This is a genomic window from Curtobacterium sp. MCLR17_032 (assembly GCF_003234795.2).
Taxonomy (GTDB): Bacteria; Actinomycetota; Actinomycetes; order Actinomycetales; family Microbacteriaceae; genus Curtobacterium.
The window spans coordinates 2,899,157-2,918,416 of the sequence record NZ_CP126268.1 but is presented as its reverse complement, the minus strand read 5'-3'; the positions used below and the strand labels follow the sequence as shown (position 1 = coordinate 2,918,416).

The following is a 19,260-nucleotide window of genomic DNA, read 5'->3' as shown; positions in this document are numbered from 1 at the left end:
CCGGTCGGCTCAGCTCCCCTGGGGGCTGACGGCGGCGCCGCCCGGCAGCTCCTGCGTGCTGCCGTTGCTCGTGCTGCCGCTCCCGTCGGTCCCGTTCCCGCCGGTTCCGGACTGCCCGCTCCCGGACTGCCCGCGCGGGCCGTACTGGCCGGTGCCCGGGCCGGTGAACGAGGAGACGTTGTGGCTCGCGACCGCGTGCCCGACCGCGAAGCCGACGCCACCGCCGACCAGCAGGGCGCCGAGGCCGATCGCCGCCGCGATGACCGGCCAGAACCACGGCGGGTGCGGGGTGCTCCGACCCGCGGGTGCGGTGCCCGGGCCAGTGGCAGGGGTCGGGGCCGGGGTCGGCGTGCCGTACCAGGACGGTGGGGGCGGCGAGAGGGTGGCGGTCGGCGCTGCGGCCGGAGCAGCGGCCCAGGCGTCAGGGCGCTGGTCGTGGCGTTCGCCGTGCCGTTCGTCGGGTCGTCGTTCCGGAGGGGTCGTGTCGGTCATGGCCGTAGTGCACCCCGCGGACCTTGCAGGAGTCGAAGACCAGGCTGTCCCCGCGCTGCGGATCACGGGCTGCGCAGCTCTCCCAGGTGGCGGTCGGCCCCCGGCATAGTCTCGGGGGATGCGCGCGCTGGTGGAGACGGTCCGGGTCGACGGACACCGCGTCCGACTCCGGACGGTGGCGCCCGCCGGCCGCCTGCACGACGCGTTCGCCCCCACCGTCGTCCTGGTGCACGGCATCGGCATGTCGCACCGCTCCTTCCGCCGACTGCAGGCCGCGCTCTCGCGCAGCCACCGCACCGTCGCCGTCGACCTGCCCGGCTTCGGCGGGCTGCCGTACTCCGGCCGTCGCTTCGAGGCCCACGAGTACGCCGACCTCGTCGTCCGGGCGGTCACCGAGCGCGGCGCCGGGGACCTCGTCGTCGTCGGCCAGTCGATGGGCACCCAGGTCGCCGTCGAAGCGGGCCTCCGGCACACCGACGTCGTGTCCTCCGTCGTGCTCATCGGCCCCGTCGTCGACGACCACCGACGCTCGCTGGTCCGGCTCGCCACCGCGCTCGCCGTCGACTGCACGTTCGAGGGCGTCCGCATGAACGCCGTCGTCCTCACCGACTACCTCCGGAGCGCAGCCCAGTACCTCCGCGAGCTCCGACCGATGCGCGACTACCGGATGCTCGACCGGGTCCGAGCACTCACCGTGCCGGTGCTCGTCCTCCGCGGCGAACAGGACCCGATCGCGAAGCACGACTGGGGGCAGCGGGTCGTCGGCGCCGCCTCCCGCGGGGCGCTCGTCGAGCTACCGGGCGGCCACCACGTGCAGGAGCGCCAGCCGGTCGCCGTCGCCCGGCTCATCGAGGAGTTCCGCCGGGTGCAGACCCTCGAGGCCAGTCGTGACGAGGTGCCGCAGTGACCGACGCGACCACCGGCGGGGGCGGGGAGACACGGACGACGGGAGCCGTGCCTCCTGTCCGTGTCGGACTCGTGCGACGCGCACGGTGGGCGCTGCTGGACTGGGTCTACGCCGTCGTCTGGCAGGTCCGCAGCGGGGGACCGACCACCGCCGACGACTACCGGACCGGCGACCGCCAGCCCGTCGTCGTGATCCCGGGCGTGTACGAGACCTGGCACTTCATGCGCCCGCTGATGGACGTGCTGCACGACCGCGGCCACCCGGTGCACGTGCTCACCGTCCTCCGGCACAACGTCAAACCGGTGCCGCTGTCCGCGGAGGAGGTGATGGCGTACCTCGACGAGCACGACCTGCACGGAGCGCTCGTCCTGGCGCACAGCAAGGGCGGCCTCATCGGCAAGTACGCGATGACCCGGCTCGATCCGCACGGCCGCATCGACCGGATGGTGGCGGTGTCGACGCCGTTCGCCGGCTCGAAGTACGCCGTCCTGGCACCCGTCCGGCACCTCCGGGTGTTCCGTGCCGCCGACCCGGTGCTGGCGGGCCTTGCTCGGGAGCTCGACGCGAACGCCCGGATCACCTCGGTCTACGCGGTGTTCGACACCCTGATCCCGGGCGGCAGCGAGCTGACGGGTGCCGAGAACGTGCGGCTCGACCTCGGCGGGCACTTCCGGATCCTCGGCGATCGGCGCACGGCGGCTGCCGTCTTGCGGGCGGCGGACGGGGACTGACGGCGTCGGTGTCGCTGGTGGTGGCGCTCGGGCCGGCACTACGCTCAGCCCCGTGGCCAGCCGGAGCATCTACGTCGAGACGGTGATCGACGCCGAAGTCGACGCGGTCTGGGCCGCCACGCAGGACCCGCGGCAGCACGTGCGCTGGGACATCCGGTTCTCCGAGATCCTCCCCGAGCCAGCCGAACCGGACGGATCGGCTCGGTTCACCTACGTCCGTCGGTCCGCCGTCCACGACGTGCACGGCACCGGCATCTCGATCGGGGAGCGGCGTCGCGACGACGGGACGCGCACCTCGGCTCTCCGCTTCGCCACCGAGGACCGGCTGTCCCCGATCCGGACCGGCCGCGGCTACTGGCGGTACATGCCCACCGACGACGGCCGGACGCGGTTCATCACCGGCTACGACTACGAATCCGGATGGGGGCCGCTCGACCTCGTCGTCCGGCCGCTGCTCGGGTGGGCGACCGCCTGGAGCTTCGACCGGCTCCGCATCTGGCTCGAGGGCGGAGCCGCGCCGGAGGCGTGGCCGCTCGGCAGCGTGCTGGCGGTCTGGCGGCGGGACCGGCCACGGGCCTCCCGGACGCTCCGCGCACCCGCCGGCGGGACGCGCCGAGCCGACCACCTGCGGGACGCCCCGGCGAGCCTGGCGTCCCTCGCCCGACCCAGTGCGACGTCCCGACCCGGAGGAACGGCATGACCTCGGTGTTCCAGGAGGCGCTCGGTGCCGACTTCGACCGGCTGCACCCGATGATGCAGCGCCGGTTCGGCGTCGGACTCGACGCCGCCGAGGCGTGCGTCGGACGCGGTGTCATGCAGTCGATCCGCCGCGGGCCCTGGTGGACGGTGCCGTTCCTGCAGATCGGCCGGCTCCGGAACATCTTGGTCCCCGACGTCGGTGACGACGTCCCGTTCACGATCGAGAACTACCCGTACCGCGATGCCCTCGGCCGCGAGACGGTGACCTTCGTGCGGACGTACTCCGTCCGCTCCGGCCGCACGGCACGGTTCGACGCGACGATGGTGCTCGTCGACGGTCGGGTGCTCGACTACCTGGGCTCGCACCAGCACCTGGCGGTCGACCTCGACCTGGCCGTCGACGAGCGCGGTGGACTCGTCCTGACCTCGGACGCGCAGCGGTTCCACGAGGGACCGCTGTCGTTCCGGTTCCCGATGCTGTTCAGCGGGCGGGCGACCCTGCACGAGTGGTGGTCGGACGAGGACGAGTCGTTCCACGTCGACCTCGAGGTCCGCAACCGGCTGTTCGGGTTCCTCTTCGGCTACCGCGGGTCGTTCACCTGCGAATGGGTGCCGGCGACGGACGCCCCCGAGCGGTTGAAGCCGCGGCGGACCGAGGCGCGGACGTAGCCGTCCGGGTCAGATGTCGAGGACGCCGTCGACCGCCGCGCGCCGGGACGGGATGTGGCCGGTCGCGATGTCCTCCTCCAGGTCACTCACGACGGCGACGCTCCTGCCGTGGTCGCACGACATGCCGGCCGCCCCGAGCTGAGGTCGCACAATCTGCCGTCGCGGGTACCCGGTGGCAGCAGTTCATGCGACCTCGGGGCTGAGGACGCCCCCGGACCCGTCACCCCGAGCGTCCTCAGTGCCCCGCGACGCTCGCGCGCTCGACGATCCGGTGCGGCACGACGACGGTCCGGACCGGCGCCTCCCGGTCCTCGATGCGCCGCTCGAGCAGGTCGAGGGCCGCCGCCGCGAAGTCCCGCCGGTCGAACGACACCGTCGTCAGCGCGGGCACCGCGAACGCCGCTTGGTCGACGTCGTCGAACCCGACGACGCTCACCTGCTCCGGCACACGGACGCCCCGGCTGGCCAGGACGTGCAGCACGCCGAACGCGATCGAATCGGTGAACGCGAACACCGCGTCGGGCAGCGGGTTCCGGTCGAGCCACTCGCCGAACGTCCTCGCTGCGGCCGAGGTCGTCCACTCCGGCAGCGGGACCCGCAGGGCCGGGTCGACGGGGACCAGCTGTGCGGCGAGCGCGTCCTCGTGGCCGAGCTGCCGCAGGCGGGCGGTTGCGGTGACCGCGTCGTCCTGCTCGGCACCGACGATCGCGATCCGTCGGTGCCCGCGGTCGAGCAGCATCGTCGTGACCTCGCGCGCCGCCGCCCGGCTGTCGACGTGCACCTGGTCGACGTGCTCCGGTTCGACCTCGCCGATCACGACGGTGGGCGGCAGTCCGGCGGTGTTCGCGAGGGTGCTGGCATCGAGCGACACCGGGTTGAGGACCAGCCCGTCGACCAGGTGCGCCCGCGCCCGGGAGACCAGGTCACGCTCCCGCTCCGGGTCGGTCGCGGTCTGTTCGAGCTGCACGACCAGGCCGCGGTCGTGCGCGAGGACCACGAACCAGCGGGCGAGGTCGGCCGAGTACGCACTCGCGAGCTCCGGCAACGTCACTGCGATCGCGCCGGTCCGGCCGTTCCGCAGCCCCCGGGCGGACAGGTTCGGCACGTACCCGAGTTCGACGACCGCCGCCTCGACGCGGGCGCGGGTCTCCGGGCGCACGACGACACCGCCGTTGACGACGTTGGAGACGGTCTTCGGGGACACCCCTGCGAGGGCGGCCACGTCCCGCACGGTGGCGCGCATGAGAGCACCGTAGCGCGGTGGCGGCAGCCGCTCGGCGGGTCGCCGCGCGGGGGAACCGGGTCCGTGTCGGACGGGAGGCGCGTCACGACCGGTCCCGCGCCTCCCGTCCGACGGCGGTCGCGTCGGCATCCCGCACCGGCAGTCCGTCGTCGGCCGTCAGTCCGCGGTCAGCCGGACCGCCGTCGGCGCGTCCCGCCCGATCGTGACCGTGGACTCCGCGCTGCCGGCGCGCACCGCGTACTCGCCCCGGAACCCGCGCAGCCGTGCGCGCCCGGAGTCGTCCGTGCGGAGGGTCGTCGGCCCCGTCCACCAATCGTCCTTCACCAGGCGACGGAGGGCGTCGTAGGACGGCTTCGGCGTGCCGTCTGCTCGCACCAGGCCGATCGGCGCGTTCAGCCAGGCGCCCCGGTCGGTGATGCCCCAGTAGGTGATCGCCTCGACCGCGGGGTGCCCGACCAGGCTGCGGTAGTGCCGTTCCAGCTCGTCGGCCTGGCGTGCCTCGCCCTCGGGCGTCGAGGGCCACGAGTCCACCTGGTGGTCGTTGAGGTCGACGATGTGTGCGGGCATCAGGTCGCCGGACACCAGCGAGGTCTCGGTCAGGTGCAGCGGCCGGCCGTACCGGGCGAAGCGGTCCACCATCGCGAGCATGGTGTCCTCGCCCCAGTAGCCCTGGTGCATGTGGGTCTGCAGGCCGATGGCGTCGATGCCGATCCCGGCTTCCAGGACGCCTTCGATCAGGCACTCGTACGCGTCCGACAGGTCGAAGTCGTTGAGCAGCAGCGTGACGGACGGGTTCGTGGCGCGGGCCTCGTCGACCGCCATCCGGATCATCGCCAGGCGGCCGCGGGCCAGGGCGAGGGGCGTGATCCCGTTGTCGCCGTTCGCGAAGTGCGGCATGATCACGACCTCGTTGATCGCGTCCCAGGTGTCCACGAGGCCGGTGAAGTCCCGCACCTCGCGGCGGATCCGTTCGCGCTGCAGCCGCTCGACCTCGTCGGTGTCCAGCCCGAGCAACCAGTCCGGCTGCACGGTGTGCCAGACCAGCGGGTGGCCCTTCGTCGCGACGCCGCGGTCACGGAACCACGCGGCCGTCCGCTGGAGCCGCTCGGTGTCGGGGCGGCCGCGCTCGGGTTCGAAGCGGCCCCAGTAGAACGGCAGGGTGGCGGTGTTGAAGACGTCGAGCCAGAGGTCGGCGAGCTCGGGGGTGCCGACGTCGTCGGGGTCGTGCTCGCCGTTCGCGAGGCCGATGAAGTCGAACCCGATGTTGCCGAACCCGAACTCGTGACGCCGCTGTTCCACGACGACCTCGGTGCCTGCCCGGGGTGTGCCGTCGGCGTCGGTCACGGTGACGATGAGCTCGCCGGACCGGTGTGCTGTGTCGTGCTGCGTCTCCATCGACGGCCTCCCGCATTTGTTGTGAGCGGGAACTTATCAGGTCGGGGTGGTGGAATCGACCGTGTCCCTCCATGTCGGGCATGACGATGTCGGGCTAGGTGCATCGGCGGTCTCCACCTCGTCAGCTCTGCCGGAGCTGGGCACCTCTCTTCTTCCGCTTCTCTCGGCGGAGGAGCCATGTCCAGCAGGCAGCGCCAACAGCGCTGAGCCCGAGGCCGATGAGTCCGATCTGCACCTCAACGCCGAGGTTGTGCCGGTAGGTGGCGAGGATCTTGTCCGAGCGGACGCCAGCGTGGTCGACGTCAGTCGGGTCGTACATCACCTGCAGCCGTTCACCGACCGTGTAGTAGTCGTTGCAGGCGGGGTGGTTCGTCAGCTCCCACCTGTGGGGTGAACCGTTGGCCTCACCTTTCACGATGGGGATGCATTCGGTGTGGCCTCCGGTCTTGCCTGCGCCGGAGTAGTGCCGGACGTCGATGTCGATGACGGTCCCCGTGGTGACCTCGCTGATGCTGCGCAGGTGCGAGTCAGCGTGCATGGCGTGGTTGTCCGCGACGAGACCGAACACGCAGCCGAAGACGGACACGACACCGAAGACCGGGGCGACGATGAACCCGGCGAGGAACAGTGCTGCGCCGCCGAGGAACTTCCAGGTGTACCTGTCTCGGAACCACGGCTTCGTCGTTGCCGTCGGCTCGGTCATGCGCGTTTCGCTTTCTTCCGCCTGGAGGTGATGAGTTGCATGGCGAACAGGATGCCCCTGACACCGAACGCCGGTCCACCGGTCGCGGCGAGGACGAGGTCGTCCCGGTCAGTTCCGACAGCAGTGCCCGGTCGACGATCGGCTCGGGGGACGCCGCTGCGGTCACCGCTCACGAGTGCGTCGTGAACCCGTTCGCTGCAGTCTGGAGAAGTCCGCGTCACAGGATCTCGAGGACTCCGAATGCGGCGACGCCGAGACCCGCGACGCATCCGAAGATGCCGACGACCGTCACGAGGTACGCGAACACCAACGCGTCACCCGCAACTCGAGCTCGCTCCAGTGCCCGGGCTGCCAGGAGCGTCGCCACGACAGCCACCGGGAACGAGGCCATCCAAGTGATGCCCTGGGCCCGATCAGCAGCCATGACGTCGGCGGGCGGCGCACGAAGGATCCCGCGGCCGCTCTCGTCGGTGGCTCGGTACGCAGCATCGATCGGAGCGGTGTGCAAGTACGCCAGGACGCACGCCAACGTTTGGCCGGCGATGAGGACGAGGGCGATGGAAGGCATGCCCCACGCGAACACCCGCGCACGTCGAATCTGACTCACGCATCGAGCCTGGCGCAACCGACACCAGTGGGGGATCCGTCGAAGGAGTGAGAGAACCGTCGCGGTGGCGGATGGTTGAGTGAGACCAGAGCGTCCTCACTTGTCGAGGAAGTACCCGAGATGGACGTACGAGCCTTGGTCGCAGCGTCCCTCGAGATCGATCTACTGATCGCCGTCTGACTGCGTGGTCCTGCAGAGCTCAAGCGACACCGGTCCCTTGCCTGACCAGTCGTTGCGTGAGGGCGAGAACGCCGAATCTGCGTCGACGAACCCGCTGCGTCTCGCCTCCGCGAACAAGCGCGGTGCATCGGGGACACACGCCACAGCCCACGCTTCGAATGACTTGAGCGTATGCCGGGTGCCAGAGGCGACGAGGTGGGCGCCTCGCGGGAGCACCGTGCCGGTTTTCTCCTCGACAGCCGACCGAGAGAGACGCATTCAGTCGTCGCTCACCGATTTGCATGTGCTGCCGCCGGCGACCTGGACTGGTGCCAGCGAGCGTTGGATCGCGGTACCCACTGTCGCCGCCACAACCGAGGCGACCCCGCCCTGCAGGAGCACCAGAGCGACGAGCGCGCCGAGCAGCAGTCGTGCCTCCGACTAGGGCTTCGCCCCGTTCCCGAACGACCCGTGCAGCGTCGTCCCGGCGAACGCGGTCCCGTCGATCACCCCGTGTACCCGCGCGAGCGTGGCGTCGTCCGCCGGGGAGACCCCGATCGTCAGCGAGCCGTAGTCGATGCGCATCGTCTGCGGAATGCTCGCCTCGAGTCCGGTCACGCCTGGCGTGGCGGCGAGCGTCGCCAGTCCGGACGCGACACCGAGGGCCGTTTCGTCAGGGATCTGCTGGTCGAACGTGCCCGAGTAGGTGACGGTGGAGAGGACGTGTCCCGGCCCGGCCGGCACCTGCAGCGTGAGGGTGACACCGGTCCAGGCGATCCGCTCCGCCATCGCGACCGGGACCGCCGTCGCTTCCGAAGGGGTTGCGTCTGGGTCCATCGTGACCACGAAGGCGCTCGAGAACGAGTGCGTCTCGGTCGCACCGACCGGGGGTGTGGGACGAGCTGAGGGCGTGGGCACCGGCGGGAGCACGGGATCGTCCGGGGAGACACCGCCGATGGGCGGCGGTGCAGCCGGGCCGGCGTCGCGGTTGTCCCATGCGTCGAGGCCGGGGGGCGTGACGTCCGTTCCGTCGGCGGCCGTGTAGCGCTGGTGCAGCTCGATCCGGTTCGTCGCGCTCGCGACGCCGGGGCTCGCCTGCACGGTGCGGAGTGCGTCGTCGAGCGTGGACGCGACCTGCGGGTCCAGCTGCGGGACCTCCGCCGTCGTGGCGGAGGAGGCCGCGCCTCCCGGCCCGGCTGCGCACCCCGTGACCGAGACGAGCGTGATCACGAGGGCTGCGGTGACTGCGGCGGTTCGCTGGAGCATCTTCCGACCGTACGGGCCCAGACGACCCGACGCATCGACCGTTCGGCGGGGATCGCGTGAGACGGAGCTCGGCCGGACACGACCAAGTCCGGCCGAGCACTGTCTCGACGGGCGACCGGCCGACGAGACGTTCCATGGGTTCGACCGAGTGCCATGGGCCCGCGAAGCGACCGACTGCCCGTCGTCTGTGAGGGACGCCGCCGGGTGCGGGAGACGCCGCGGAATGTGGCGGCGTCTCGGGAGGATCGCGGTGTCTCGCGCAGACGCGGGCGTTTCGCGGTGCGGACGGGAGGCGCGGGGCGAGCGGGCTGCGCGCCTCCCGTCCGTCGCCCCGTCCGTGGGTGACGCCGCCGAGTGTCGGCGACGCCGCGGAATGTGGCGGCGTCTCGCGACGTCCGCGGCGTCTCGCGAAGACGCCGGCGTCCCGCGCCCGGGCCCTCAGGAACCGGGCGGGGGCGGCGCCGTGCTCGCGCGGACCACGAGCGACGCCGGCAGCTGCACGTGCGCCGGCACGTCGCGGCCGCCGAGCAGTTCCAGCAGCATGCGGAGCGCCTCGGCACCGAGGTCGTGCAGCGGCTGCGCGACCGTCGTCAGCGGTGGAGTGGCGTTCGCGGCCTGGGGGACGTCGTCGAAGCCCACGACGGACAGGTCCTGCGGTACGCGGAGCCCGAGTTCGCCGGCGACCTGCAGGACCCCGATCGCCGAGCTGTCGTTGGCCGCGAACACCGCGGTCGGCCGGTCGTGGCGGGAGAGCAGCTCGCGGGCGACCTCGGCGGTGGCGGCGGTCTGGTAGTCGCCGACGCACACCAGGTCGGGGTCGAAGGGGATGCCGGCGGCCTCGAGGGACTGGCGGTACCCGAGTTCGCGCAGTTCGGCCGAGGCCAGGTCGGCACGTCCGCGGATGTGCGCGATCCGGCGGTGTCCGAGGGCGATGAGGTGCTCGGTCGCGGCACGCGCCCCGCCGACGTTGTCGGAGTCGATCGCGGCGTGGCCCTCGGGTCCGGTGTGCGGGTCGATCGACACGACGGGGATCGGGGTGCTCGCCATGAGGGTGGTGGGGGTGACGACGATCGCGCCGTCGATCAGGGTGCCGGCGAGCCGGGAGAGTGAGCGGCGCTCCCAGCCGGGGCGTGCCTCGCCGCTGACCAGTCCGGCGTAGGCGAGCAGCTCGTACCCGGTGCCGTCGGCGGCGGACGAGATGCCCTTGAGCAACTCGGTCGAGAACGGCTCGAACTCGGTGACCAGGATGCCGATCACGTCCGTGCGGCTGCGGCGGAGACTGCGGGCGACCAGGGAGCTCTCGTACCCGAGCGACTCGATCACCGCGAGCACGCGTTGCGAGGTGGCGGCGGCGACACCGTCGCGTCCGTTGATGACCTTCGACACGGTCGGGACGGAGACCCCGGCAGCCCGCGCGACATCGCTGATGGTGGTCCGCCCCCGCAGGGGAGCCGGACGGGCGATGGCATCCACGTCGACACCGTACCCCGCCGAGGGGTCCTCAGCCGCGGACCGCCACGGACCGAAATCGTTATCGAAATCGATTGACAAGCCGAATGAGCGCCAGGCATGCTCTCCGTGCGGCCTCGCGGTCGCATGTCAACGACGACTACCGAGGGACTCCACAATGACGAGGAAGAACAGGTTCGCGGCGGCCATCGCCATCGCAGCCGGCACCGCACTGCTCGCCACGGGCTGCTCGAGCGGCGGAGCCGCCGACGACGGCAGCGGCAACGGCAAGGTCACGATGACCTTCTGGCACAACTCCACCACCGGTCCGGGCAAGGCCTACTGGGCCGACACGGTCAAGGCGTTCGAGAAGAAGAACCCGAACGTCACGATCAAGATCCAGGCGATCCAGAACGAGGACCTGGACGGCAAGCTCCAGACCGCGCTGAACTCCGGCGACGGCCCCGACGTCTTCCTGCAGCGCGGTGGCGGCAAGCTCAACGCCATGATCAACGCCGGACAGCTGCTCGACATCAAGGACTCGATCAGCGCCGACGCCAAGAAGTCGATCAGCGCCGGCACGTTCTCGGGCTACGACGCGAAGGACGGCACCTACGCCATGCCCGTCGCCGTGCTCCCCGAGGGCATCTGGTACTCGAAGGACCTGTTCGAGAAGGCCGGCATCACGGGCACGCCCACCACGATGGACGAGCTCAACGACGACATCGCCAAGCTCAAGGACTCCGGCGTCGACCCGGTCGCCGTCGGTGCGAAGGACGCCTGGCCCGCCGCGCACTGGTACTACAACTTCGCCCTCCGCGCCTGCAGCGAGAAGACCCTGACCGGTGCCGCCGAGTCGCTGAAGTTCGACAACGCGTGCTGGACCAAGGCCGGCAAGGACCTCGAGGCCTTCAACGACACCAAGCCGTTCAACGACGGCTTCCTCACCACCGCCGCACAGCAGGGCGCCGGCAGCTCCGCCGGTCTCCTCGCCAACCACAAGGCGGCCATGGAACTCATGGGCGCGTGGGACCCGGGCGTGATCTCCTCCCTGACCCCGGACGCCAAGCCGCTGCCGGACCTCGGCTGGTTCCCGTTCCCCGCCGTGTCCGGCGGCAAGGGTGACCCCAAGTCGATGATGGGTGGCGTCGACGGCTACTCCTGCACCGCGAAGGCCCCGAAGAAGGCCTGCACCGACTTCCTCAACTTCATCGTGCAGAAGGACAACCAGGAGGGCTACTACAAGGCCTTCCAGGCGATCCCCGTCAACCAGGACGCCCAGTCCGTCGTGTCGGAGTCGTACCTGAAGACGGCGCTCGCCGCGTACAAGGACGCCCCCTTCGTGTCGCAGTACCTCGACACCCTCTACGGCCAGAACGTCGGCAACGCGCTGAACACCAGCGTCGTGGACGTCCTCGCCGGCAAGGGCAACGCCAAGGACATCGTCACCACCACCAACCAGGCTGCGGCCAAGGGCTGACCATGACCCTCGACACCTCGCTCGGCACGGACCCGGCCACCGGGTCGGACCGCGGCGCGGGGTCCACGCAGGCAGGGCGCGGTGCCTCCACGGCACCGCGCCCCGCCGGGCGTCGGCCCGCCAAGCGGCTCGCGGACTGGCGGCAGCGCGCGGAGATCGCCGTCCTCGCCGGACCCGCCGTGATCGTCTTCGTCACGTTCGTGATCCTGCCCGTGGCCATGGCCGCGTACTACGGGTTCTTCAAGTGGCAGGGCTACGGCCCGCCCACCGACTTCGTCGGCCTGCAGAACTACGTCATCATCTTCCAGGACCAGGCCTTCCGGTCGGTCCTCATGCACAACGGCTTCATCGTCGTCCTGTCGCTGGTGCTGCAGGGGCCGATCGCCATCGTCCTCGCGCTCCTGCTCAACCAGAAGATGCACGGCCGCGGTCTCATCCGCGTCCTGGTCTTCGTGCCGTACGTGATCTCCGAGGTCATCGTCGGCACCGGCTGGAGCCTGCTGCTCCAGTCGAACGGCGCCGTGAACGACCTGCTCCAGGGCATCGGCCTCGGTGGTCTCCGCGCGGACTGGTTGTCCAACCCGGACATCGCCATCTGGACGCTGCTCGTGATCATCTCGTGGAAGTACATCGGCTTCGCGGTGATCCTGTTCCTCGCCGGCCTGCAGAGCATCCCCGAGGAGCTCTTCGAGGCCGCTGCGATCGACGGCGCCGGCTACTGGCAGATCCAGCGGCGCATCACCCTGCCGCTGCTCGGACCGACCATCCGCATCTGGGCGTTCCTGTCGATCATCGGGTCGCTGCAGCTGTTCGACCTCGTCTACATCATCTGGGGGCAGTACATCGCCTCCACCGCAGGCACGTCGACCATGGCGACCTACATGGTGGCGAACGGCCGTACTTCCGGGAACTACGGGTTCGGCAGCGCCGTCGCCGTCGTGATGTTCATCATCTCCCTGGCCGTCGCGCTCATCTACCAACGATTCGTGCTCCGCCGGGACACCGCCGGTGCGATCACCGAAGGGAAGAAGTGATGGCCACCACGAGCATCGTCGCCCCCGGGCGCCGGGCGACGCGTGACCGCCGGTCGAGCGCGGCCATCGGTCGCGCCAACCCGCTCACCTACGTCGTGGCGATCCTGTTCGTCGCCGCGAACCTCGCCCCGGTGCTGTACATCGTGCTGGGCGGCTTCCGGACGAACTCGCAGATCACCACCAGCCCCGCCGGTCTGCCGGCTCCGTTCGAACTGGGCAACTACGGCTCGGTCCTCGGCAGCTCGATCTTCTGGCGGGAGCTCAGCAACTCGGCGATCAGCGCGATCGCGACGACCGTCGGTGTCGTCGTGCTCGGCCTGATGGTCAGCTACATCCTGGCCCGCTACCGGTTCGCCGGCCGCGGTGCCCTGTACGCGCTGTTCGCCGCCGGCCTGATGTTCCCGATCACCGTCGCGATCACCCCGCTGTACCTGCTCATCAAGGACCTCGGTCTGACGGACAGCCTGGCCGGTGTGATCCTGCCGCAGATCGCCTTCGCCCTGCCGACGACCGTCATCATCCTGGTGCCGTTCCTCCGGGCGATCCCCGACGAGCTCGAGGAAGCGGCGTCCATCGACGGTGCCAGCCGCCTCGGGTTCTTCTTCCGGATGATCGTGCCGCTGTCCCTGCCGGGCGTCGTCACCGTCGGGATCCTGGCGTTCATCGCCAGCTGGAACAGCTACATCCTGCCGCTGTTCATCCTCAACAACGAGGGCAGCTACACGCTGCCGCTCGGTGTGCAGGCGTTCTCGTCGCAGTACTCCGTCGACACGGCGAAGGTGCTGGCGTTCACGTCCATGTCGATGATCCCCGCGCTGGTCTTCTTCACGATCTTCCAGCGCCGGATCGTCGGCGGTCTCACCGGGGCGGTCAAGGGATGACGATCACCAACGAACCCCGACAGGTCGACACGGTCCGCACCGAACTGTCGGACCCGGCCACGGGCCTCCCGGCCGTCCCCGAGGTGAGCGACCGTGTCCGCGACCTGCTCGCCCGGATGACGCTCGAGGAGAAGACGGCGCAGATCGTCGGCTACTGGCTCGATCAGAACGGCGTCGTCGCACCCATGCAGGGCGAGATGGCGGCCGCGCAGGACGACCGGGCCACGCTGCCCGACGTCACCCGTGACGGCATCGGGCACTACACCCGCGTCTACGGAACCCGCCCGGTCGACGCCGAGGAGCGAGCCGCGTGGCTCTGGCAGGAGCAGCGCCGCCTGAAGCGGGAGACGCGGCTCGGCATCCCCGCCCTCGTGCACGAGGAGTGCCTCACCGGACTGGCCGCCTGGAAGGCCGCGACCTTCCCGACCCCGCTCGCGTGGGGTGCCTCGTTCGACCCGGAACTCGTCGAACAGGTCGGCCGTGCGATCGGCGACTCGATGCGTGAGCTCGGCATCCACCAGGGGCTCGCCCCGGTGCTCGACGTCGTCCGCGACCCCCGCTGGGGCCGCGTCGACGAGTGCATCGGTGAGGACCCGTACCTGGTCGGCACGGTCGGCACCGCCTACGTCCGCGGCCTGCAGGACGCCGGCGTGCACGCCACCCTGAAGCACTTCCTCGGCTACTCGGCGTCCCGCGCCGGACGCAACCACGCGCCCGTCTCCGCCGGGCCGCGCGAGATCCGCGACGTGTTCCTGCCGCCGTTCGAGATGGCGCTGCTCGACGGCGGTGCCCGCTCGGTGATGAACTCGTACACCGAGACCGACGGCGTCCCGATGGCCGCCAACCCCGAGTACCTGACGGGCGTGCTCCGCGAACAGCTCGGCTTCGACGGCACCGTCGTCGCGGACTACTTCGCGATCGCCTTCCTCGAGGTCATGCACGCCGTCGCCGCCGACCGTGGGGAAGCGGCGGCGCTCGCCCTCGAGGCCGGCATCGACGTCGAGCTGCCCACCGGCGACGCGTACCTGCAGCCCCTGCTGGAGCGCGTCCGGTCCGGCCAGCTCGACGAGGCGTACGTCGACCGCGCGGTCCTCCGTGCCCTCGCGCAGAAGGAGGCCCTGGGCCTGCTCGACCCCGAGGCGTACGAGGACGAACCGCCCACCGGCGTCGACCTCGACTCGCCCCGGCACCAGGCGCTCGCCCGACGTCTCGCCGAGGAGTCGATCGTGCTGCTCGGCAACGACGGGGTCCTGCCGGTCCGGCAGACCCCCGGCACCGTCGCCGTCATCGGCCCCAACGCCGACCGGGCCGAGGCGCTGCAGGGCTGCTACTCGTTCGCGAACCACGTCCTGGCCGCCCACCCCGGACTGCCGCTCGGGTTCTCGATCCCGACCGTCGCCGAGGCGCTGACCGACGCGTTCGCCGGCGCGTCGGTCCGGGTCGTCGAGGGCTGCACGGTCGAGGGGGAGGACCGCACCGGCATCGCGGACGCCGTCGCCGCCGCGACGGAGGCCGAGCTCGCCGTCGTCGTCGTCGGCGACCAGGCCGGCCTGTTCGGCCGTGGCACCGTCGGCGAGGGCAACGACTCCGAGTCGCTCGACCTGCCCGGCGTGCAGCGCGACCTGGTGGAGGCCGTGGTCGCCACCGGTACGCCGGTCGTCCTGGTGCTCCTCACCGGGCGGCCGTACGCCGTCAGCTGGGCGCTCGACGGCGAGGGGCCGCGGCCCGCCGCCGTCCTGCAGGCGTTCTTCCCCGGTGAGGGCGGCGGGCTCGCGATCGCCGACGTCGTCACCGGTCGGGTGAACCCCTCCGGTCGACTGCCGGTGTCCTTGCCCCGCTCCGCCGGCGCGCAGCCGTACTCGTACCTGCACCCGGCCCTCGGTGGTCCGTCGGACGTCACCGCGACCGACTCCACCCCAGTGCGGCCGTTCGGCTTCGGCCTGTCGTACGCGTCCTTCGAGTACGCCGACCTGGTCGTCGACGAGTCGGTCCGTGCCGGGTCAGCGTTCAGTGCCAGCGTCACGGTGACGAACACCGGCTCGGTCGCCGGCGCCCACGTTGTGCAGCTGTTCGGGCACGACGTCGCCGGATCGGTCACCCGTCCGGTCGTGCAGCTGCTCGGCTACGCCCGCGTCGACCTCGACGCCGGCGCGTCCGTGCGGCTCGCCTTCACCGTCCCCACCACCCGCCTGGCGTTCAGCGACCGGCGCATGGTCCGGATCGTGGAACCCGGCGACGTGGAGGTCTGGGTCGGCTCGCACGCGGCGGCCTCGGCCTCAGTGGCGGACGCCGACACCGCGACCGGTGGCGTCATCGTCAACGAGCGCGCCACCGCCGCCCGGGTCCTGCCCGGCACCGCGACACCGCGAGCGCTCCTCGCGGTCGAGGGACCCGTGCACGAGGTCACCACCCGTGACGCGCGACTCGTCACGTGGGAGGTCGTCGGCTGACGGGGAACCGGCCGGTGACGGCCGCCGCGGGGGAGCGCGGGGCCGTCGGACGGGAGGCCCGTGACCAGCTGGTCACGGGCCTCCCGTCCGTCATGCGGCCGGGTGCCGATCCGGACCCGTGCCGGCCGTGGTCGGCCCTGTCGCCACGGGGTGTGCGCGGGCTAGGGTGGCGGCGATGAGCAGCGTTGCCGATCCGGCCCGCACGTCCTGGACCGGGCGCCGGGGACCGTTGCTGACCCTCAGCCTGATCGTCGGGGTGTCGCCCTTCGCGACCGACATGTACATCCCGGGGCTGCCGGCCATCGCCCGTGACCTCGACGTCTCGACCGCCGCCGTCCAGCTCACGCTGACCGCGTTCCTCGTCGCCTTCGCGGTCGGGCAGATCGTCGTCGGACCGATCAGCGACGGGGTCGGACGGCGCCGGATCATGCTCGGCGGGACGGCGCTGTTCGCCGTCGCCGGACTGGTCTGCGCGATCGCCCCGGACATCGTGACCCTGGTCGTCGCCCGGGTCGTGCAGGGCCTCGGTGGAGCCGCCGCCGCGGTGGCGGGTCGGGCGATGGTCGGTGACGCGGCCACCGGGACCGAGCGCAGCCGGCTGTACTCGACGCTCGCGGTCGTGAACTCGGTCGGGCCGGTCGTCGCACCGCTCGCGGGCGGGGTCGTGCTGTCGTTCTCGACCTGGCGCGGGGCGTTCGTCGTGCTCGCGGTCCTCGGCGCCGTCCTCACCATCGCGGCCGCACGGTCCCTGCCGGAGACCCTCGTCGAGCCGACCCCGGGCGGCCGGTCGCCCCGCGCCGTGCTCGAACGGATGGCCGAGCTGCTGCGCATCCCGCGGTTCCGCTGGTACCTCGTCACCGGGTGCTGCGGGACCATCGGGTTCTTCTCGTACATCGCCACGTCGTCGTTCGTGTTCCAGCAGCAGTACGGCTTCGGCGAGGGGCTCTACACGCTCGTCTTCGCCTCGAACGCGTCGTGCATGATCGTGTCGACACTGGTGTTCCGGCAGCTCGTCGGCCGCGTCGCCGAGGACCGGCTCTACACGATCGGCCTCGCCGTCGGCACCGTCGGGTCGGTGTTCGTCCTGCTCGGCGCGGTCAGCGGTGCCGGCGCGGCCGTGGTCTGGCCGGCGCTGGCACTCGTCACCGCCGCGTGGGGCTGGGTGATCCCCGGGTCGATCACGCTGACGCAGGCACTCGGCCACCGGCACCCCGGGACCGCCTCGGCGCTGGCTGGTGGGCTGACGTTCGGGCTCGGTGGGTTGGCGACGCCGCTCGCCGGGGCGCTCGGCGGCACCGCGACGGCGATGGGCGGGATGATGGCGGGGTTCATCGCGCTCGGGCTGGTCGTGCAGGTCTGGGCATCGGCGCGGGACCGGCGGCGGGTGGTCGGCTCGCGGTGAGGGTCGGGTCGGGTCGCTTCGTCCGCGTTCCGGCTGACACGTCGTCGTGGTGGGCGTCCCTAGGGTGGAGCGATGCCGACGTTGAACCGCATGCCCGTCCTGCTCGCCACCGGCTCGATCGCCATCCCCGTCGCGGAGGCCCTGGTCGCCCTGCCCTCCGCCGTGCTGCAGCGGATCGAGGCGTCGCCGATCGACCCGGACCTGGCGGACACGGCAGCGTTCTCCGAGGCCTACGGGTTCCCGGTGTCCGGTGGTGCGAACTGCATCGTCGTCGCGGGCAAGCGCGGCGACACCGTGACCTACGCGGCGTGCGTCGTGCTCGCGTCCACGAAGCTCGACGTCAACCGGACCGTCAAGGGGCTGCTCGGCGCCCGGAAGGTCAGCTTCGCACCGATGGACGACGCGGTCGAGCGCACCCGGATGGAGTACGGCGGGATCACGCCGATCGGGCTGCCCGCGGACTGGGCGGTGTACGTCGACTCCCGGGTGCTCGAGGCGCCCGAGGTCGTCATCGGGGCGGGCGTCCGCGGGGCAAAGCTGTTCCTGCCGGGTGCGCTGCTCGCGGAACTGCCGCGGGTCGAGGTGGTCGAGGGGCTGGCGGTCGAGCCCGGCTCGCCCGCGTCGCCCGCCTCGCCTGCCTCGCCGACCGGGCCGGCCGAGCCGGCGACGTCGGCCTGACCGGCGCGGGTCAGTCCTGGGGGCGGACCAGGCAGAACGGGTGCCCCGCCGGGTCGAGGTAGACCCGGAAGGTGTCGGTGCCCTCGCCCGTCGCCCGCGCGCCGATCGCCAGCACGGCCTGTTCTCCGATGTCGAGGTCGTCCACCTTCACGTCGAGGTGGAGCTGCTGCGGGACGTCCTGCCCCGGCCAGTCCGGAGCCCGGTAGTCGTCGACCCGCTGCAGGGCGAGCAACGGTCGGTGTCCGGCGAAGGGCAGGACCACCTCGGCCCAGTCCTCGTCGTAGGCGACGATCTCCCCGCCGAGGACTTCGGCGTAGAAGCGAGCGAGGGCGCGGGTGTCCGGGCAGTCCAGGACGACGACGTCGAGTGAGCCGATCATGGCGGTCACCGTAGTCCTGGTCCGGCAAGATGGGTCTCGGGGGGAACATGAACGATGCACGCGATCACGCCCGCGGACCGGACGACGGACCCGAGTCGCAGCCGGACGAGGACCGGGGCTCACCAGGTCCCTACGGGCTCGACGCCGCCGTCCCGGGGCGGACGACCCCGGCGCCGCCCGCCCAATCCACACAGGTGACCAACCGGTCGTCGAGCGTCGTCGTGGCGTTGCTGATGCCCGTTGCACTCGTCGTGGGCTTCGCGTTCCAACTCCGGGCGAGCCTGCAGCAGACCTTCGGGTCCGGAGAGCCGACCCCGGGCACCACGCTGGCCGTCCTGTTGGGCGTCGCCATCGCCGTCGGGATCCCGGCAGCCGTGCTCGTCGTCGAGGTCCGCGAACGCCGGAAGGACCGAAGCCGGTCGTCGGCAGCGATGATCGCGGCGATCGTCGTCCTCTGCATCGCCGGCGCGTTGGATGATCACAGACGTGTTCGGGTGGCTAACCGACCCTGTGAGGTCGGTGTCTTCGCCTGGACGCAGGAGACGGGGCTTGCCTGGCTCGGGGAGAGCCGTCGGGAACGCCTGCGCCATGAGTTGTTGGTCTGAAACGTCGGTGCGAAGCTCCGGCGGCAAGCGG

19 protein-coding genes are annotated in these 19,260 nt (G+C 71.4%); 11 read left to right on the top strand and 8 right to left on the bottom strand.

Annotated features, from left to right (window positions below):
• Positions 1 to 9: 9 nt before the first annotated feature.
• Positions 10 to 492, bottom strand: a complete 483-nt coding sequence (locus tag DEI97_RS13870) for a hypothetical protein (RefSeq protein WP_111074499.1) — start codon at positions 490 to 492, stop codon at positions 10 to 12.
• A 118-nt stretch (positions 493 to 610) separates the two neighbouring features.
• Here DEI97_RS13870 and DEI97_RS13865 point away from each other — a divergent pair, with 118 nt between their 5' ends.
• From DEI97_RS13865 to DEI97_RS13850, 4 genes are read left to right on the top strand one after another with little or no spacing between them, the layout of a single operon-like run.
• Positions 611 to 1,399 carry an alpha/beta fold hydrolase gene (locus DEI97_RS13865; protein WP_111074500.1) on the top strand — a complete coding sequence of 263 codons (789 nt, stop codon included), beginning with the start codon at positions 611 to 613 and terminating at the stop codon, positions 1,397 to 1,399.
• Between the two features lie 47 nt (positions 1,400 to 1,446).
• Positions 1,447 to 2,130 (top strand): esterase/lipase family protein, encoded by a 684-nt coding sequence (locus DEI97_RS13860; protein WP_258376673.1) that lies wholly within the window; start codon positions 1,447 to 1,449, stop codon positions 2,128 to 2,130.
• A gap of 52 nt (positions 2,131 to 2,182) precedes the next feature.
• A complete protein-coding gene (locus DEI97_RS13855) occupies positions 2,183 to 2,830 on the top strand; it encodes an SRPBCC family protein (RefSeq protein WP_111074501.1) in 648 nt (215 codons plus the stop codon).
• Entirely contained in the window at positions 2,827 to 3,498 is a 672-nt protein-coding gene (locus DEI97_RS13850) for a DUF4166 domain-containing protein (RefSeq protein ID WP_111074502.1), read from the top strand. Before DEI97_RS13855 ends, DEI97_RS13850 begins: the two co-directional genes overlap by 4 nt.
• Positions 3,499 to 3,733: 235 nt before the next feature.
• Here DEI97_RS13850 and DEI97_RS13845 read toward each other — a convergent pair whose 3' ends face one another.
• From DEI97_RS13845 to DEI97_RS13820, 6 genes are all read right to left on the bottom strand, one after another.
• Entirely contained in the window at positions 3,734 to 4,741 is a 1,008-nt protein-coding gene (locus DEI97_RS13845) for a LacI family DNA-binding transcriptional regulator (protein ID WP_111074503.1), read from the bottom strand.
• A gap of 156 nt (positions 4,742 to 4,897) precedes the next feature.
• The gene (locus DEI97_RS13840) at positions 4,898 to 6,136 is read right to left on the bottom strand and encodes an endo-1,4-beta-xylanase (RefSeq protein ID WP_111074504.1); all 1,239 of its coding nucleotides are present in this window, start codon (positions 6,134 to 6,136) and stop codon (positions 4,898 to 4,900) included.
• A 121-nt stretch (positions 6,137 to 6,257) separates the two neighbouring features.
• Positions 6,258 to 6,839: a hypothetical protein gene (locus DEI97_RS13835; RefSeq protein WP_111074505.1), complete on the bottom strand. Its 582-nt coding sequence runs from the start codon at positions 6,837 to 6,839 to the stop codon at positions 6,258 to 6,260.
• A gap of 217 nt (positions 6,840 to 7,056) precedes the next feature.
• Positions 7,057 to 7,446: a hypothetical protein gene (locus tag DEI97_RS13830; RefSeq protein WP_146248103.1), complete on the bottom strand. Its 390-nt coding sequence runs from the start codon at positions 7,444 to 7,446 to the stop codon at positions 7,057 to 7,059.
• Positions 7,447 to 8,046: 600 nt separating this feature from the next.
• The gene (locus DEI97_RS13825) at positions 8,047 to 8,871 is read right to left on the bottom strand and encodes a hypothetical protein (RefSeq protein WP_111074507.1); all 825 of its coding nucleotides are present in this window, start codon (positions 8,869 to 8,871) and stop codon (positions 8,047 to 8,049) included.
• Positions 8,872 to 9,309: 438 nt separating this feature from the next.
• Positions 9,310 to 10,344, bottom strand: a complete 1,035-nt coding sequence (locus DEI97_RS13820) for a LacI family DNA-binding transcriptional regulator (protein ID WP_253464395.1) — start codon at positions 10,342 to 10,344, stop codon at positions 9,310 to 9,312.
• A 154-nt stretch (positions 10,345 to 10,498) separates the two neighbouring features.
• Here DEI97_RS13820 and DEI97_RS13815 point away from each other — a divergent pair, with 154 nt between their 5' ends.
• From DEI97_RS13815 to DEI97_RS13790, 6 genes are all read left to right on the top strand, one after another.
• Entirely contained in the window at positions 10,499 to 11,800 is a 1,302-nt protein-coding gene (locus DEI97_RS13815) for an ABC transporter substrate-binding protein (protein ID WP_111074508.1), read from the top strand.
• A gap of 2 nt (positions 11,801 to 11,802) precedes the next feature.
• Complete coding sequence (locus DEI97_RS13810; protein ID WP_111074509.1) at positions 11,803 to 12,834, top strand: carbohydrate ABC transporter permease; 1,032 nt, start codon at positions 11,803 to 11,805, stop codon at positions 12,832 to 12,834.
• Positions 12,834 to 13,715: a carbohydrate ABC transporter permease gene (locus DEI97_RS13805; protein ID WP_111074510.1), complete on the top strand. Its 882-nt coding sequence runs from the start codon at positions 12,834 to 12,836 to the stop codon at positions 13,713 to 13,715. The genes DEI97_RS13810 and DEI97_RS13805 overlap by 1 nt, the downstream gene beginning before the upstream one ends.
• Positions 13,712 to 16,165 carry a beta-xylosidase/alpha-l-arabinosidase gene (locus DEI97_RS13800; RefSeq protein ID WP_111074511.1) on the top strand — a complete coding sequence of 818 codons (2,454 nt, stop codon included), beginning with the start codon at positions 13,712 to 13,714 and terminating at the stop codon, positions 16,163 to 16,165. The genes DEI97_RS13805 and DEI97_RS13800 overlap by 4 nt, the downstream gene beginning before the upstream one ends.
• 175 nt (positions 16,166 to 16,340) lie before the next feature.
• On the top strand, positions 16,341 to 17,567 hold the full coding sequence (locus tag DEI97_RS13795) for a multidrug effflux MFS transporter (protein WP_111074512.1): 1,227 nt from the start codon (positions 16,341 to 16,343) through the stop codon (positions 17,565 to 17,567).
• A gap of 72 nt (positions 17,568 to 17,639) precedes the next feature.
• On the top strand, positions 17,640 to 18,245 hold the full coding sequence (locus tag DEI97_RS13790; RefSeq protein ID WP_111074513.1) for a YbaK/EbsC family protein: 606 nt from the start codon (positions 17,640 to 17,642) through the stop codon (positions 18,243 to 18,245).
• Positions 18,246 to 18,255: 10 nt separating this feature from the next.
• On the opposite strand, the gene DEI97_RS13785 is transcribed toward DEI97_RS13790, so the two are convergent.
• Complete coding sequence (locus DEI97_RS13785; protein ID WP_181439201.1) at positions 18,256 to 18,624, bottom strand: VOC family protein; 369 nt, start codon at positions 18,622 to 18,624, stop codon at positions 18,256 to 18,258.
• Positions 18,625 to 18,671: 47 nt separating this feature from the next.
• Between DEI97_RS13785 and DEI97_RS13780 the strand changes: the two genes are divergently transcribed.
• Positions 18,672 to 19,229: a hypothetical protein gene (locus DEI97_RS13780; RefSeq protein WP_146248104.1), complete on the top strand. Its 558-nt coding sequence runs from the start codon at positions 18,672 to 18,674 to the stop codon at positions 19,227 to 19,229.
• Positions 19,230 to 19,260: the final 31 nt, after the last annotated feature.

Bases quoted from the DNA above. Each gene is read 5' to 3' on its own strand.
- DEI97_RS13845 (WP_111074503.1), bottom strand. From the start codon at position 4,741: ATGCGCGCCACCGTGCGGGACGTGGCCGCCCTCGCAGGGGTGTCCCCG.
- DEI97_RS13815 (WP_111074508.1), top strand. From the start codon at position 10,499: ATGACGAGGAAGAACAGGTTCGCGGCGGCCATCGCCATCGCAGCCGGC.
- DEI97_RS13810 (WP_111074509.1), top strand. From the start codon at position 11,803: ATGACCCTCGACACCTCGCTCGGCACGGACCCGGCCACCGGGTCGGAC.
- DEI97_RS13835 (WP_111074505.1), bottom strand. From the start codon at position 6,839: ATGACCGAGCCGACGGCAACGACGAAGCCGTGGTTCCGAGACAGGTAC.
- DEI97_RS13795 (WP_111074512.1), top strand. From the start codon at position 16,341: ATGAGCAGCGTTGCCGATCCGGCCCGCACGTCCTGGACCGGGCGCCGG.
- DEI97_RS13785 (WP_181439201.1), bottom strand. From the start codon at position 18,624: ATGATCGGCTCACTCGACGTCGTCGTCCTGGACTGCCCGGACACCCGC.
- DEI97_RS13870 (WP_111074499.1), bottom strand. From the start codon at position 492: ATGACCGACACGACCCCTCCGGAACGACGACCCGACGAACGGCACGGC.
- DEI97_RS13850 (WP_111074502.1), top strand. From the start codon at position 2,827: ATGACCTCGGTGTTCCAGGAGGCGCTCGGTGCCGACTTCGACCGGCTG.
- DEI97_RS13840 (WP_111074504.1), bottom strand. From the start codon at position 6,136: ATGGAGACGCAGCACGACACAGCACACCGGTCCGGCGAGCTCATCGTC.
- DEI97_RS13825 (WP_111074507.1), bottom strand. From the start codon at position 8,871: ATGCTCCAGCGAACCGCCGCAGTCACCGCAGCCCTCGTGATCACGCTC.
- DEI97_RS13780 (WP_146248104.1), top strand. From the start codon at position 18,672: ATGAACGATGCACGCGATCACGCCCGCGGACCGGACGACGGACCCGAG.
- DEI97_RS13800 (WP_111074511.1), top strand. From the start codon at position 13,712: ATGACGATCACCAACGAACCCCGACAGGTCGACACGGTCCGCACCGAA.
- DEI97_RS13805 (WP_111074510.1), top strand. From the start codon at position 12,834: ATGGCCACCACGAGCATCGTCGCCCCCGGGCGCCGGGCGACGCGTGAC.
- DEI97_RS13790 (WP_111074513.1), top strand. From the start codon at position 17,640: ATGCCGACGTTGAACCGCATGCCCGTCCTGCTCGCCACCGGCTCGATC.
- DEI97_RS13865 (WP_111074500.1), top strand. From the start codon at position 611: ATGCGCGCGCTGGTGGAGACGGTCCGGGTCGACGGACACCGCGTCCGA.